Annotated in this window: 13 protein-coding genes; all 13 read left to right on the top strand. The window is 37.0% G+C overall.

Going from position 1 to position 13,108, the window contains the following annotated elements:
• Nucleotides 1-329: 329 nt before the first annotated feature.
• The 13 genes from V6R96_RS16230 (at nucleotide 330) to V6R96_RS16170 (ending at nucleotide 13,105) form a co-directional block, all read left to right on the top strand.
• Nucleotides 330-1,172: an energy transducer TonB gene (locus V6R96_RS16230; protein WP_336379560.1), complete on the top strand. Its 843-nt coding sequence runs from the start codon at nucleotides 330-332 to the stop codon at nucleotides 1,170-1,172.
• Between the two features lie 167 nt (nucleotides 1,173-1,339).
• Entirely contained in the window at nucleotides 1,340-2,113 is a 774-nt protein-coding gene (locus V6R96_RS16225; protein WP_111955960.1) for a ParA family protein, read from the top strand.
• A 71-nt stretch (nucleotides 2,114-2,184) separates the two neighbouring features.
• Nucleotides 2,185-3,075 carry a ParB/RepB/Spo0J family partition protein gene (locus tag V6R96_RS16220; protein WP_111955962.1) on the top strand — a complete coding sequence of 297 codons (891 nt, stop codon included), beginning with the start codon at nucleotides 2,185-2,187 and terminating at the stop codon, nucleotides 3,073-3,075.
• On the top strand, nucleotides 3,076-3,732 hold the full coding sequence (locus V6R96_RS16215) for a DUF5683 domain-containing protein (RefSeq protein ID WP_223558581.1): 657 nt from the start codon (nucleotides 3,076-3,078) through the stop codon (nucleotides 3,730-3,732).
• A 71-nt stretch (nucleotides 3,733-3,803) separates the two neighbouring features.
• Nucleotides 3,804-4,505: a 4-hydroxy-tetrahydrodipicolinate reductase gene (dapB, locus tag V6R96_RS16210; RefSeq protein WP_223558582.1), complete on the top strand. Its 702-nt coding sequence runs from the start codon at nucleotides 3,804-3,806 to the stop codon at nucleotides 4,503-4,505.
• A 131-nt stretch (nucleotides 4,506-4,636) separates the two neighbouring features.
• Complete coding sequence (lepB, locus tag V6R96_RS16205) at nucleotides 4,637-6,283, top strand: signal peptidase I (protein WP_336379559.1); 1,647 nt, start codon at nucleotides 4,637-4,639, stop codon at nucleotides 6,281-6,283.
• 59 nt (nucleotides 6,284-6,342) lie between these two features.
• The gene (locus V6R96_RS16200) at nucleotides 6,343-6,963 is read left to right on the top strand and encodes a WbqC family protein (protein WP_336379846.1); all 621 of its coding nucleotides are present in this window, start codon (nucleotides 6,343-6,345) and stop codon (nucleotides 6,961-6,963) included.
• A 91-nt stretch (nucleotides 6,964-7,054) separates the two neighbouring features.
• The gene (locus tag V6R96_RS16195; protein ID WP_336379558.1) at nucleotides 7,055-8,737 is read left to right on the top strand and encodes a S8 family serine peptidase; all 1,683 of its coding nucleotides are present in this window, start codon (nucleotides 7,055-7,057) and stop codon (nucleotides 8,735-8,737) included.
• A gap of 125 nt (nucleotides 8,738-8,862) precedes the next feature.
• The gene (locus V6R96_RS16190) at nucleotides 8,863-9,354 is read left to right on the top strand and encodes a lipocalin family protein (RefSeq protein WP_111955974.1); all 492 of its coding nucleotides are present in this window, start codon (nucleotides 8,863-8,865) and stop codon (nucleotides 9,352-9,354) included.
• 24 nt (nucleotides 9,355-9,378) lie between these two features.
• The gene (locus tag V6R96_RS16185) at nucleotides 9,379-10,068 is read left to right on the top strand and encodes an OmpA family protein (protein WP_111955976.1); all 690 of its coding nucleotides are present in this window, start codon (nucleotides 9,379-9,381) and stop codon (nucleotides 10,066-10,068) included.
• 108 nt (nucleotides 10,069-10,176) lie between these two features.
• Nucleotides 10,177-11,064: a decaprenyl-phosphate phosphoribosyltransferase gene (locus tag V6R96_RS16180; protein WP_336379557.1), complete on the top strand. Its 888-nt coding sequence runs from the start codon at nucleotides 10,177-10,179 to the stop codon at nucleotides 11,062-11,064.
• A complete protein-coding gene (locus V6R96_RS16175) occupies nucleotides 11,061-12,380 on the top strand; it encodes an FAD-binding oxidoreductase (protein ID WP_336379556.1) in 1,320 nt (439 codons plus the stop codon). Before V6R96_RS16180 ends, V6R96_RS16175 begins: the two co-directional genes overlap by 4 nt.
• A complete protein-coding gene (locus V6R96_RS16170) occupies nucleotides 12,380-13,105 on the top strand; it encodes an SDR family NAD(P)-dependent oxidoreductase (protein ID WP_111955982.1) in 726 nt (241 codons plus the stop codon). Before V6R96_RS16175 ends, V6R96_RS16170 begins: the two co-directional genes overlap by 1 nt.
• Nucleotides 13,106-13,108 lie beyond the last annotated feature (3 nt).

Below are 13,108 nucleotides of genomic sequence, written 5' to 3'. Positions count from 1 at the left end.
TTCTATGGTACAAATGTATTTCAGTATTTCAATTGATTCATCAGTGTTTTTCCTGTTTTTTAATGTGGTTTTTACTGTTTTTAATTTTATGATATGTATTTTGTAAATAATGACTGGTTTTTTACGAATAATAAAATGAATTGAGGTTGAATTTTGAGTATTTTTGATTGATTAGAATGTTAAATTTTGCATATTGTTATAATGTTTTTTAAAATATTGATGTTTTGATAAAAAATTGGCAAATGTTTTGATATCGAAACAATACTTATCGATAAGAACACTAAAACTAATAATCACTGATTTTTTAACAGTTTAAATATTTAATAGTGATGAAACACCAAAACCAAAACCAGGAATTTCGTTTTAACGAGGTTCTTTTTGAGCACCGAAACAAAGAATATGGTGCCTATGCATTAAGAAATGAATCAGATAGATTATTAACCAAAGCGCTTTTTGTGGGCGTGAGTTTATTGGCTGCTATTTCCATAACGCCGTTTGTGATTTCGGCTTTACAGGGACCAAAAATTACGGAGCAAATCATAGCTTGTGATTTTGGACCATTTGATGTTAAGGATGTTGATCAGCCCGACTTTGTGCCACCAGTGGAAATCAATATACCTGCGGCTCAACCTGAAAAGGTTAAAACATACGATGCAACCATTCCTGAGCCTACGGCGAATGTAAAGACTGAAAAAGTGGTAGAGAAAATTGAAGGAGCAGTTGCCGGACCGAAAAGTAATCCGGAAGGAACTATTGCAACAACAAACTATCATCCTGTACCACCTCAGGCAGGAACAGGCCCGGCGGTACCTTATATTCCACCTACACCACCGGCAAAAGTTCCTGACAATCATATTGCAAGTGGTGATGAACTTGCTTCCGAAGCGGCATTTTCCGGAGGAATTGATGCATTCAGAAATAAGGTCATTAACAATTTTGACAGTTCAGGCTTTGAAGGCAATGGAGATACTATGAAAACAGTGATAACCTTTATCGTAGAAAAAGACGGAACAATTTCCGGATTAAAGGCGAATGGTAAAGACGTTGAATTTAATAATGAAGCGATCAGAACCATTAAAAATGTAAAGGGATTATGGAAGCCTGCTAAAAACAAACAAGGTGAAGCCGTAAGAAGTTATTTCAAATTTCCAATCACCATGAACTTCGAATAATTGACATAAAAACAAATCTTAAAATAGTTATCCACAAAGAATTTTTTTTGTGGATAATTTTTTTAATTGTTAAAGCGTTTATTAACAATACTTTAACTCAATTTTGAATTTCTCCATTCATACAGAGCAAAGAAAAAAGTGTATTTTTGAATCCTAAAGTTCTAATAATGGCAAAAATCATAGGTATCGCTAATCAAAAAGGAGGAGTAGGAAAGACTACAACAGCTGTAAATCTGGCGGCAGCATTAGGGGTATTGGAAAAAAGAATATTGATCATTGATGCTGATCCACAGGCTAATGCAACCTCTGGGCTTGGTGTGGAAGATGTTCAGTACTCTACATATAATCTATTGGAGCACAGTGCAGATACAAGAACCTGTATCAAAAGAACTGCCTCTCCCAACCTGGATATCATCCCATCACATATTGACCTGGTAGCAGCTGAAATTGAGCTCGTGGATAAAGAAAACCGGGAGTATATGCTTAAAAAAGCATTGGCAGAAGTGAGAGATGATTATGATTATATCATTATAGACTGTGCACCGAGTTTAGGGCTTATTACAGTTAATGCCCTTACTGCGGCAGATTCTGTGATCATTCCGATCCAGTGCGAATATTTTGCATTGGAAGGATTGGGTAAGCTTTTGAATACCATTAAAAATGTACAGAAGATTCATAATAAAGATCTTGGTATTGAAGGACTTCTTCTCACCATGTACGACAGCAGATTAAGACTATCTAACCAAGTTGTTGAAGAAGTGAATTCACATTTTCCTGACATGGTTTTTGAAACCATCATCAGCAGAAACGTAAGATTGAGTGAAGCGCCGAGCTTTGGAGAAAGTATTCTGAATTACGATGCAGAAAGTAAAGGGGCTATACAATACATTCAGCTGGCAGAAGAAGTTCTGCTGAAGAATGAAAATTTAGTGAAAAATTAATTTAATAATAAATGGACCCTATAAGTGAATGAGGACCATCACTTATCAATCATCATTTATAGATTATATATATGAAGGACAAAAAAAGAGCTATGGGACGTGGTTTGGGCGCCATTTTGAGCGCTGAATCCAAAGCAAGTATCAACTCCGCGACCGATGAAGGAGCAGATAAGTTTGTAGGGAATATCGTAGAGGTCGCCCTTGAGGATATTTATCCGAATCCGACCCAGCCGAGAACTTATTTTGACGAAAAAGCATTAAACGAACTTGCCCTGTCGATTAAAAACTTAGGGGTAATCCAGCCGGTTACCTTAAGAAAAGACGGTGAAAAATTCGAAATCATATCAGGGGAAAGACGTTACCGCGCCAGTAAAATTGCCGGGCTTCCGACAATTCCTGCTTATATCCGTTTGGTAAACGATCAGGAGCTTTTGGAAATGGCTCTTGTTGAAAATATCCAGAGAGAAGATCTTGATGCTATTGAGATTGCTTTAACCTATCAGAGACTTTTGGATGAGATTGGCCTTACCCAGGAAAATCTTAGCCAGAGAGTAGGGAAGGACAGAAGTACCATTACCAATTCCATCAGACTTCTAAGATTGAATCCTGATATTCAGAATGCAATCAGAAGCGGAGAAATCTCTGCAGGGCACGGAAGAGCCATCATCAGTCTTGAAAGTGAAGAACATCAGCAGATTCTATTTGACCTGATCATCAAAGAAAAACTCAATGTACGCCAGGCCGAGCAGGCTGCTACTGCATTGAAGAACCCTAAATCACCGGCAGCAAAAAAAGTCAATACTGAACTCTCCAACAATTATAAAAGAGCACAGAAGACCATCGCCGATATTTTAGACGTAAAAGTAGAAATCAAAACCTCCGGCAACGGAAAAAAAGGTAAAATTCTTCTGGACTTCAAAAATGAAGAAGAACTGGAATATATTTTATCCCATATTAAATAAATGAAGAAATTATTTTTCACATTCTTTTTGGGCATTTTTGCTTTCGCTTACTCGCAGGTAGCTCCCAGCGACACAGTCCGTATAGGGCCTCTTCCGAAAGACAGTGTAGTTGTTACTAAAACTGTGAAACCCGCAAAAACAGTAAAATCAGAAGCTAAGATCATTGAAGATCTTGAAAATGCAAATGGGCCTACAAAGAAAACCATTAAGCTGAATCCTACAAGAGCCGGGCTGTATTCTGCAGTTCTTCCGGGATTAGGACAGTATTATAATAAAAAATACATCAAAATCCCTATTGTCTGGGGAGCCGTAGGAGCCGGAATCGGATATACAATCTGGAGTAATAACCAGTACAAAAAGTACAGAGAATATTATGTGGCAAAACTTAACGGAACACCTAATGAATTTGTAGACAGTCATCCTTGGCTGGATAAAAAAGCTTTCGGAAACGCTCAGGACAGATACAAAAGACAAAGAGATTACGCTATAGCCATTACAGGTCTTATCTACATCCTGAACATTGTAGATGCCGTGGTGGATGCGCATCTTTACGAGAGCCGCCATGATCCGGATCTGAGCTTCAATCCTACGGTAATTCAGGATCAGTACGGATTTTCAAACCCAAAAACAGGCTTAAGTTTAAGCTATAGATTTTAAATTTAAATTTTAAATAAAGCTCATCAGGACTGTATAAAGTTCCTTGAGACCATAATAAAATAAGATATCACATGAGAATAGCATTAGTTGGATACGGTAAAATGGGGAAGATCATTGATGAGATTGCACAGAAGAGAGGTCATGAAATAGTGGCCCGCCTTAAAGAAACTCCAACAGCTGAAAATCTTAATAATCCTGACGTTGCCATCGAATTTTCATTGCCGGAAGCAGCTTATGAGAACATCAAAGCCTGTCTTGAAAATAAAGTACCCGTGATCTGCGGTACTACAGGCTGGCTGGAGAAAAAAGAAGAAATTGAAAAAATTGCTGTAGACAACGATAGTGCATTCTTATACGGTTCTAATTTTAGCTTGGGTGTGAATTTATTTTTTGCCCTCAACGAAAAAGTAGCCGATATCATGAAAAATGTGGATGAATACTCCTGCCAGCTGGAAGAAATTCACCATGTCCACAAAAAAGATGCTCCCAGCGGAACCGCAATTTCCATTGCTGAAGGAATTATCAAAAATAATCCTAAATTTAATGCCTGGAAATTGGAAGAAACCCAAGGACAAGAACTGGGAATCTTTGCCATCCGTGAAGATGAGGTTCCCGGTACCCACAGCGTTTATTATAAAAGTGAAGTTGATGAAATTGAAATAAAACATACAGCCTTCAACAGAAACGGGTTCGCACTCGGAGCTGTTGTCGCTGCAGAATGGATTAAAGACAAAAAAGGAAACTTCACCATGAAAGACGTTTTAGGACTTTAATTTGTAACAAATTCTTTAAATTGCATACCAATAAAAAAATGATGAATAGTAAATTAAAAATAGCAGAACGCTGTAATCATTTATTACTCATCATTTATCATTTATATACTTAGAATAGGCACAAAAAAACTATGAATTATTTTTTAACTTATACAGTATACGTTCTCATTTTGTCTGTACTGATGGGGATTTCCACTTGGAAACTGTTCAAAAAAATGGGGTATAGCCCATTATTGGCATTTATACCTTTCTATAATTACTTCATTATATTAAAAGAAACAAAACACCCGAAATGGTGGGCTATCCTGTCCTATCTTCCGATAGTGGGACCTATTATGATGTCTGTTTTCCATATTTATTTAATGAAAAAATTTGGGAAAACCCTTTTTCAGCATCAATTGCTTACAGTGATCCTGCCATTTATCTATATGGCAACGGTAAACTATTCTAAAGATATAGAAATAGAAGATGAGAATGCCAACGATCTGTTCATGACAGACGAAGAGAAAAATGCAAAAAAGAAAGATACTTTCCTAGGATCTATTACTTTTGCAGTGGTTTTTGCAACCATTATTCACGTTTTTGTAACCCAGCCGTTCGGAATTCCTACAGGATCTATGGAAAGAACACTTCTGGTAGGTGATTTCCTTTTCGTGAACAAATGGAGCTATGGATACAGAATGCCAATGCGTCCTGTAGCCATACCATTCCTTCAGGGGACCATTATGGATACAGGACAGAAAGGAAATCCAAAAGATGACCCTAAATCTTATGTTGATGGCATAAAGTTACCTTATACAAGAATTTTCCAGTTCAGTAAGCCTCAGAAAAATGATGTAGTTGTTTTCAACTATCCACGTGATTCTGTACATACAGCGATCGACAGAAAAGATCCATATGTTAAAAGATGTGTGGCTGTTGCCGGTGATACCTTTGAAATGAGAGCCGGAAGACTTTTCGTTAACGGAAAACCGGAAACGGTTTTAGGAGATCAGGAAGTACAGCACAGATATATTGTAAATACCGGAAGCCAGCTTGATATCCCTGCATTATATAACGCCTATGGATTTTTACCTGTACAGGAAATTCAAGGAGAAAAAGGATATATTTACGCTTTCCAGGGACTGACAGATAAAACGGCTCAGGAAATCAAACAGCTTCCACAGGTCATTGATATGAAGGAGGACGTTACAGCAAAAGGAGAAGCTGCAGTATACTACAGAGACGAAGCAAAAACAAAAATAGATACCACGCAGTCTATCTTCCCAATCAACAAACCATGGAATCAGGATTGGTACGGACCTTTAAAAATTCCTAAAAAAGGAGATGTGGTGACACTTAACCAGGAAACTCTGCCTGAGTACAGATGGATTATTTCTGAATATGAACATAACAGTCTGGAAAATAAGAATGGGAAGATTTTTATTAATGGTAAAGAAGCGACCCAATACACTATTAAACAGGATTATTATATGATGGTGGGAGATAACAGAGATGCGTCACTCGATGCAAGATTCTTTGGTTTTGTTCCTGAAGAAAATATTGTGGGAAAACCTATGTTTACCTGGATGAGCCTTCAGGGTGCTTTTTCAGACAGCAGCTCTTCTTATCAGGCTCCATTTAAAATTCGTTGGGACAGAATGTTTAAAGCAACAAACACTGGTGAAGCCAACAAAACATCTTACTGGTGGATCGCTGCAATGATTCTTATCCTTTTCTTCGGATGGGAGTATTTCATGAAACTATTCGGAAAGAAAAAAACGGAAGACGAAGTATAATTTAAACTAAAACTTAAAAATAAAATGAAGTATTTGAAAAAATGCTTCATTTTTGCATCATGAATATGACGAATGTATTATTGCCGGTATTTTATATGCCACCGATTTCATGGTTTTCAGTGTTTTTAAATCCTGAGAACAAGATTATATTTGAACAGTTTGAAAATTTCCCTAAACAGACCTATAGAAACAGAACCAATATCTATGGGGCAAACGGAAAGCTCTCTCTAATAATTCCTATCAATCATAATGGGAAAAGAGAATTTAAAGATATTGAAATCTCTTACAGGGAAGACTGGAGAAATCTGCATTGGAAATCCATTAAGACAGCCTACCAAAGCTCTCCTTATTTTGAATATTATGAAGATAAATTCAGGAAAATATATGAACTGAAAGAGAAATTCCTCATCGATTTCAACCTTAAAGGATTAGAGGTCATACAGCAGATCCTTAAAACAGAAAAGGCACAGTCTTTGAATGAAGAATATATCAAAAATCCTGAAAGCATTAATTTTAGAGAGAAATTTTCGGCTAAACATCCTTCAGAATTTCAAATGGACGAATATTACCAGACCTTCTCTGATAAGCTGGGATTTTTGGAAGATTTATCAGTTCTGGATCTTATTTGTAACAAAGGCCCTGAATCTCTGACTTATATAAAAAATATTAAACAATTATAATAACATGAAATCGCCGCTAACAAAATTCTATGAAAATAAAACAATGAAAATGGCGATTGCATATGACTTAAGAAAAAATAATTATCAACATATGAAAAAGGTATTATTAGCTGCTGTTTTTCTGGCAGGCTTTAGTTTCTCATATGCTCAGGAAGCACAGGCTAAGAGCATTGACCCGAAAGAGGATAAAGATCTGATGACTTGGTATCATAAAGATTTTTCTGCAACAAAAGTATATGGAGTAAATACGGCAAACGCATATAAATATTTAGAATCCAAAGGTCTTAAGCCTAAAACTGTTGTTGTAGGAGTTTTAGACAGTGGTGTTCAGGTTGACCATCCGGGCCTTGTAAAAAATGTATGGTCTAATCCTAATGAAGTTCCCGGAAACGGAAAAGATGATGACGGAAACGGATATATTGATGACATACACGGCTGGAATTTTATCGGCGGTAAAAATGGTGACATCGATATAGACAATATGGAAGTAACAAGAGTTGTTGCTAAATATAAACCTGTTTTCGAAAGTGATGATTCTGCAAAAAACAAAGCGAACCAGGCAAAAATGCCCGAAGAGTTTGCTATGTATATGAAGTCTAAAGAGCTGTTCAGCAAAAAAAGCATAGAAGCAAAACAAAACCTGCAGACCTACACTATGATCAACAGTATTATTCCAAACATGGTAAAATTGTTGGGAGGTAAGCCTGTTACTGCAGAAACTTTACAGGGAATTAAACCTCCTACCGATCAGAAAGATGCTATTGCTCTTAATGTTTTAGGTCAGGTTTCTCAAAGCCCTGAATTCAAAGGAAAATCTTCTGCAGAGTTCGAAAAACTGATGAAAGAGCAGATGAAGGAAGCTATCGATCATTTTACTCCACAATCGAAACAATATGATCTGAGCTATGACCCAAGAAAAGAAATCGTTGGAGATAATTACGACGATTATTCTGAGAAAAACTATGGGAATAATGACTATGAGGGACCAGATGCGGAACACGGAACACACGTGGCGGGAATTATTGCCGGCCTTCCTCAAGGAAAAGAAATACAGTATGGTGTAGCCTCCAAAGTAGCTAAGATCATGTCTGTAAGAACCGTTCCAAACGGAGACGAAAGAGATAAAGACGTTGCAAACGCTATCAGATATGCAGTAGATAACGGAGCAAAAGTGTTAAACATGAGTTTCGGAAAACCGGTGTCTCCAGGTAAAAATGTAGTGTGGGATGCCTTCAAATATGCTGAAGACAAGGGTGTTCTTTTAGTAAAAGCAGCGGGTAATGAAAACGAAGATGTAGCCGAACACCTTGCTTTCCCTACCAATTTTAAAAATGTTGCAGATGAAAAACCGTTTGTGAACAACGTGCTGGTTGTGGGAGCAAGTACCAACAGAAATAACGAACTTAGAGCAGATTTCTCTAACTACAATAAGAAAATGGTAAATGTTTTCGCACCGGGGGAAGAAATTTATTCTACAGTTCCTAAAAACGAATACAAATATCTACAGGGAACCTCTATGGCATCCCCGGTAGTAGCCGGAGCTGCAGCAGTATTACTTGCCTATATGCCTAATCTGAAGCCATACCAGATAATTGAAGCATTGGTAAAAAGCAGTAATCCTAATGCAGATAACAAATTTCCTGAATATTCTCAGGCCGGAGGTGTTATAGATCTTCAAAAGGCCGCAGAATATGCCTATACCAATTTCTACAACGGAAAATCTTCAAACAGCAATAAGCCTACGAAATCCGTAAAAAAGGCTGTTAAAAAATAGTATATCTTCCTGTATATAAGGAGAAAACATTTAAAGTTCGAAAATTTCGGACTTTTTTTATTTTTATCTTTCAATTTGGCACGGTTTTTTGTAACTTTATAAATAACAAAATAATAAACAACAAAATGAAAAAGTTACTACTTGCAGGGATGATTGGAACATCACTTTTTGCAGTGTCTTGTTCCTCAGTGAAAAAAGCAGAAACATCACAAAACCAGAGAGTCGAATACTTAAAATTAAAAGGCGACTGGCAGATTGTTAGCGTGGACTATGAAAAAGGGTTTAAAATCAAACCTTTTGACGAAGGTGCAGATGCCCAGTGTTTTGTAGGAAGTCATTGGAGATTAATTCCCAATAACTACACCGGTGCCTATACTTTAAACGGAGGTGGAGCTTGTCCAAGCCTTACACGTCCAATTAAATTTGAAGTAAAAGACGGCAATACTTTCTTGTTTAAAAAAATCGCTGAGGGAACTAAAGCTAAAGAAAATACTGTAGGATACTCTTTAACGATTACTAACCAGTCTACAGATCAGTTTTCACTTGTACAAAGCGTTCCGTTTGATGGAAGCACAGTACAGGTTGTTTACAACTTCCAGAGAACAGGAATGAAATAATTATCAATATAAAAGATTAAAAAAATGAAATTTAATAAAACATATATAGGAGCTCTTTTCTTATCATCAGCATTATTGCTAACAAGCTGTGAAGCTGTTCAGAATTCTAATCATCAGCAGAGAGGTACAGCAGTAGGTGCTGCTTCAGGAGCTGTGATCGGAGGTATTCTGGGAAATAATGTGGGAAGTGGTAAAAACTCGGCATTAGGAGCAGTATTAGGAGGTATTATCGGTGGTGTTGCTGGTAACGTAATCGGTAATAAAATGGATAAGCAGGCTAAGCAGATTAAGGAAACTTTACCTGGAGCTGAAGTAGAAAGAGTAGGTGACGGTATTAAAATTACCATGAACGAAAGCATTGTTAACTTTGCTTTTGACTCTTCAAATTTAACTTCTATTGCTCAGGCCAACCTTGATAAGCTAGCTACAGTTCTTGTAGATAATCCAGATACTAATATCAATATCTACGGTCACACAGACAGCAAAGGTGCAGATGCTTACAACCTTTCTCTTTCTCAAAGAAGAGCAGACGCTGTAAAAGCTTATTTGTCAGGAAAAGGAATTGCTTCCAGCAGAATGTTTACAAAAGGTGAAGGAGAGTCTATGCCGGTGGCTACCAACGATACAGACGAAGGAAGAGCTAAAAACAGAAGAGTGGAGTTTGCCATTACAGCTAACGAGAAAATGATTAATGATGCCAAGCAAGGGCAGTAATTAATTTAATTATATAAATATTTTCGTAAAAGACCGCCTCGGCGGTTTTTTTTGTATTTTTATGGTGTAAATTTTGAAATCACTATTTTTGTAACCGAAATAGCATAAATGAAGAAATACTTTAAACTTCTCCGTGTAGAACAATGGGTGAAAAACCTGTTTGTTTTCGTCCCTCTGTTTTTTTCCGGAAATATTACCAATCTAGACCTACTTAATAAAAGTATTTTTGCATTTATTATTTTTTCCCTTGCAGCAAGTGTTGTCTATATTCTGAATGACTATAATGATATTGAGGCAGACAGAAAGCATCCTGAGAAAAGAAGGCGGCCTCTGGCAAGCGGAGCTGTTTCTAAAGCCAAAGCTTTGGGAATCCTTGCAGCCCTTATGATCGTTGATATTGCTCTTGTGTTTCTTGCAAGGTTTTATTTCCACGAACCCCTATGGAAATTCGCTATAATCATTGGACTTTATATTGCAGTCAATCTTGCCTATACCTTTAAACTTAAGCATGTTCCGATCATTGATATTTTTATTATCGCTTTAGGCTTTGTGCTGAGGGTTTTAGCTGGCGGTTATATTACAGAAATAGGTATTTCCCAGTGGGCGATCTTACTAACTTTTGTCTTGGCATTGGTTTTAGCGATTGGAAAAAGAAGAGGAGAACTTATTAATGCTCAGGTTTCCGGAAAAACAAGGAAAGCACTGGACGGGTATAATGTACAGTTTGCAGATATTGCCCTATCCATTTCAGTTACATTAGCCATTGTCTGCTATCTTATGTTTACCCTTTCGCCTGAAGTTCAGGCACGGTTTCATGAGAGAGTTTTTTATACCGTCATATTTGTAGTCTTTGCTTTTTTAAGATATCTTCAGCAGACATTAGTATATAACAGAACAGAATCTCCTACAAAAATTGTGTACAGAGACCGATATATCCAGATCACTTTAATACTTTGGGTAGCAGCATTCTTAATCCAGATTTATTTTAAAAAATGAAGCCGAATTTCATACAGAAAGTTACAAACTGGGGCAACTTCCCGGTAGTAGAAAAAGAAATGAGATCTGAGGACAGCTTCAAAAAGATAAAAGAATTTGTACTCAATCATAACGAAATTATTGCAAGAGGAAACGGAAGATGCTATGGTGATGCATCTTTGGGAGAAACCATATTTTCTACCAAAAAATTAAATAAATTTATCAGTTTCGACCGTCTTAACGGTATTATAGAATGTGAATCCGGAGTATTGCTTTCAGATGTGCTTGAAATTTCGGTGCCGCAGGGGTATTTTCTTTATGTAACTCCTGGCACGAAATTTATTTCAGTGGGAGGAGCTATTGCCTCCGATGTTCATGGTAAAAACCATCATGCGGAAGGCTGTTTTTCAGAATATGTCACCGAATTTAAGCTGATGACGGAAAACGGAAACATCATTACGTGTTCCAGAGAGGAAAACCCAGATAAATTTTGGGCTACTATTGGAGGGATGGGACTTACCGGAATCATTCTTACTGTAAAATTCAAACTTAAAAATATAGAATCTGCCTATATCCGTCAGGAAAGCATAAAAGCAGAGAATCTGGACGAAATCTTCAGACTCTTTGAAGAAAGCGAAAACTGGACGTATACAGTAGCATGGATCGACTGTCTCCAGAAAGGCAAAAATTTAGGAAGAAGCATTTTAATGAGAGGGGAACACGCTTTTCAGCACGAGCTTCCACAAAATATGGCAAAACAGCCACTAAGACTTAAGAAAAAATTACAGCCCACAGTTCCTTTTTATTTTCCGGGCTTTGTGCTGAATGCATTAACCGTGAAGATCTTCAATCTCCTGTATTACAAAAAACAGGCAAAAAAAGAAGTTAAATCATTCGTTGATTATGAAACATTTTTTTATCCTCTGGATGCTATCAACGATTGGAATAAGATCTACGGAAAAGCCGGCTTCATCCAGTACCAGATGGTGATTCCGAAAGAAACAGGTAAAGAAGGAATGAAACAGATCCTCGAAACTATTGCAGCAAGTGGGAATGGTTCGTTTCTGGCTGTCTTGAAACTTTTCGGGAAAAACAATCCGGAGGCTTATAATTCATTTCCGTTTGAAGGCTATACGCTGGCCCTGGACTTTAAGGTCAATTCAAAGCTGGAAAAACTTGTTGAGAAATTAGATAATATTGTGCAGCAGTTCGGAGGAAGAATCTATCTGACAAAAGACAGCATGAGCAGATCTTCACTCACGAATTATCTTAAAAACATTCAAAGTTCAAAATTTGTGTCATTACAGCACAAACGAATCATAAACAACAATTCATAATGATAGTTCTGGGAAGTACATCTGAGGTGGCACAGGCTTTTGTTGAAAAGGCTCTGCAGGAAGGGGAAAAATTTGAAAAAATATATCTTTTCACTTCAAACAAAGAAACTACTGAAAGATTCGCGAGGCATATTGATGTAAAGTTTCTGCAGCAGTCCGAAGTAATTGAAATTGATCTGATGAAAGAGATTGATTATAATACATTTGATCATGTCAGTTCAAATGTATTATTTTGTGCTGCAGGATATTTAGGAGATGGGACCGAAGAAGGTCTTTATGATAACAGGAATACGGAAAGGATCATTAACATTAATTATTCAAAGCTGGTTCCTGTTATGAACTACTTTGCACAGAAATTTGAAAGCAGAAGATCAGGAACCATCATCGGGCTGTCATCAGTGGCAGGAGATCGCGGGAGGCAGAGTAATTTCATCTATGGAAGTGCAAAAGCGGCTTTTACAGCGTATCTTAGTGGACTCCGTAACTATCTTTTTGAGAAAAAAGTACATGTTCTTACCATAAAACCCGGATTTATGGCTACAAAAATGACCGAAGGACTGCCTTTGAATCCGAAACTGACCGCAACACCAAAACAGGCTGCAGACTGCATTTACAATGCGTTTAAAAAGCAGAAGAATGTGGCATATGTTTTGCCGATATGGAGTATTATAATGATGATTATCAGGAATATACCTGAATTTATATTTAAAAAATTAAAGCTTTAGTAA

The sequence above is a fragment of the Chryseobacterium sp. CCNWLW53 genome (assembly GCF_037083525.1).
Classification (GTDB): domain Bacteria; phylum Bacteroidota; class Bacteroidia; order Flavobacteriales; family Weeksellaceae; genus Chryseobacterium; species Chryseobacterium lathyri.
The sequence above is the reverse complement of the archived record's forward strand: the minus strand, read 5'-3'. Positions and strand labels throughout refer to the sequence as shown.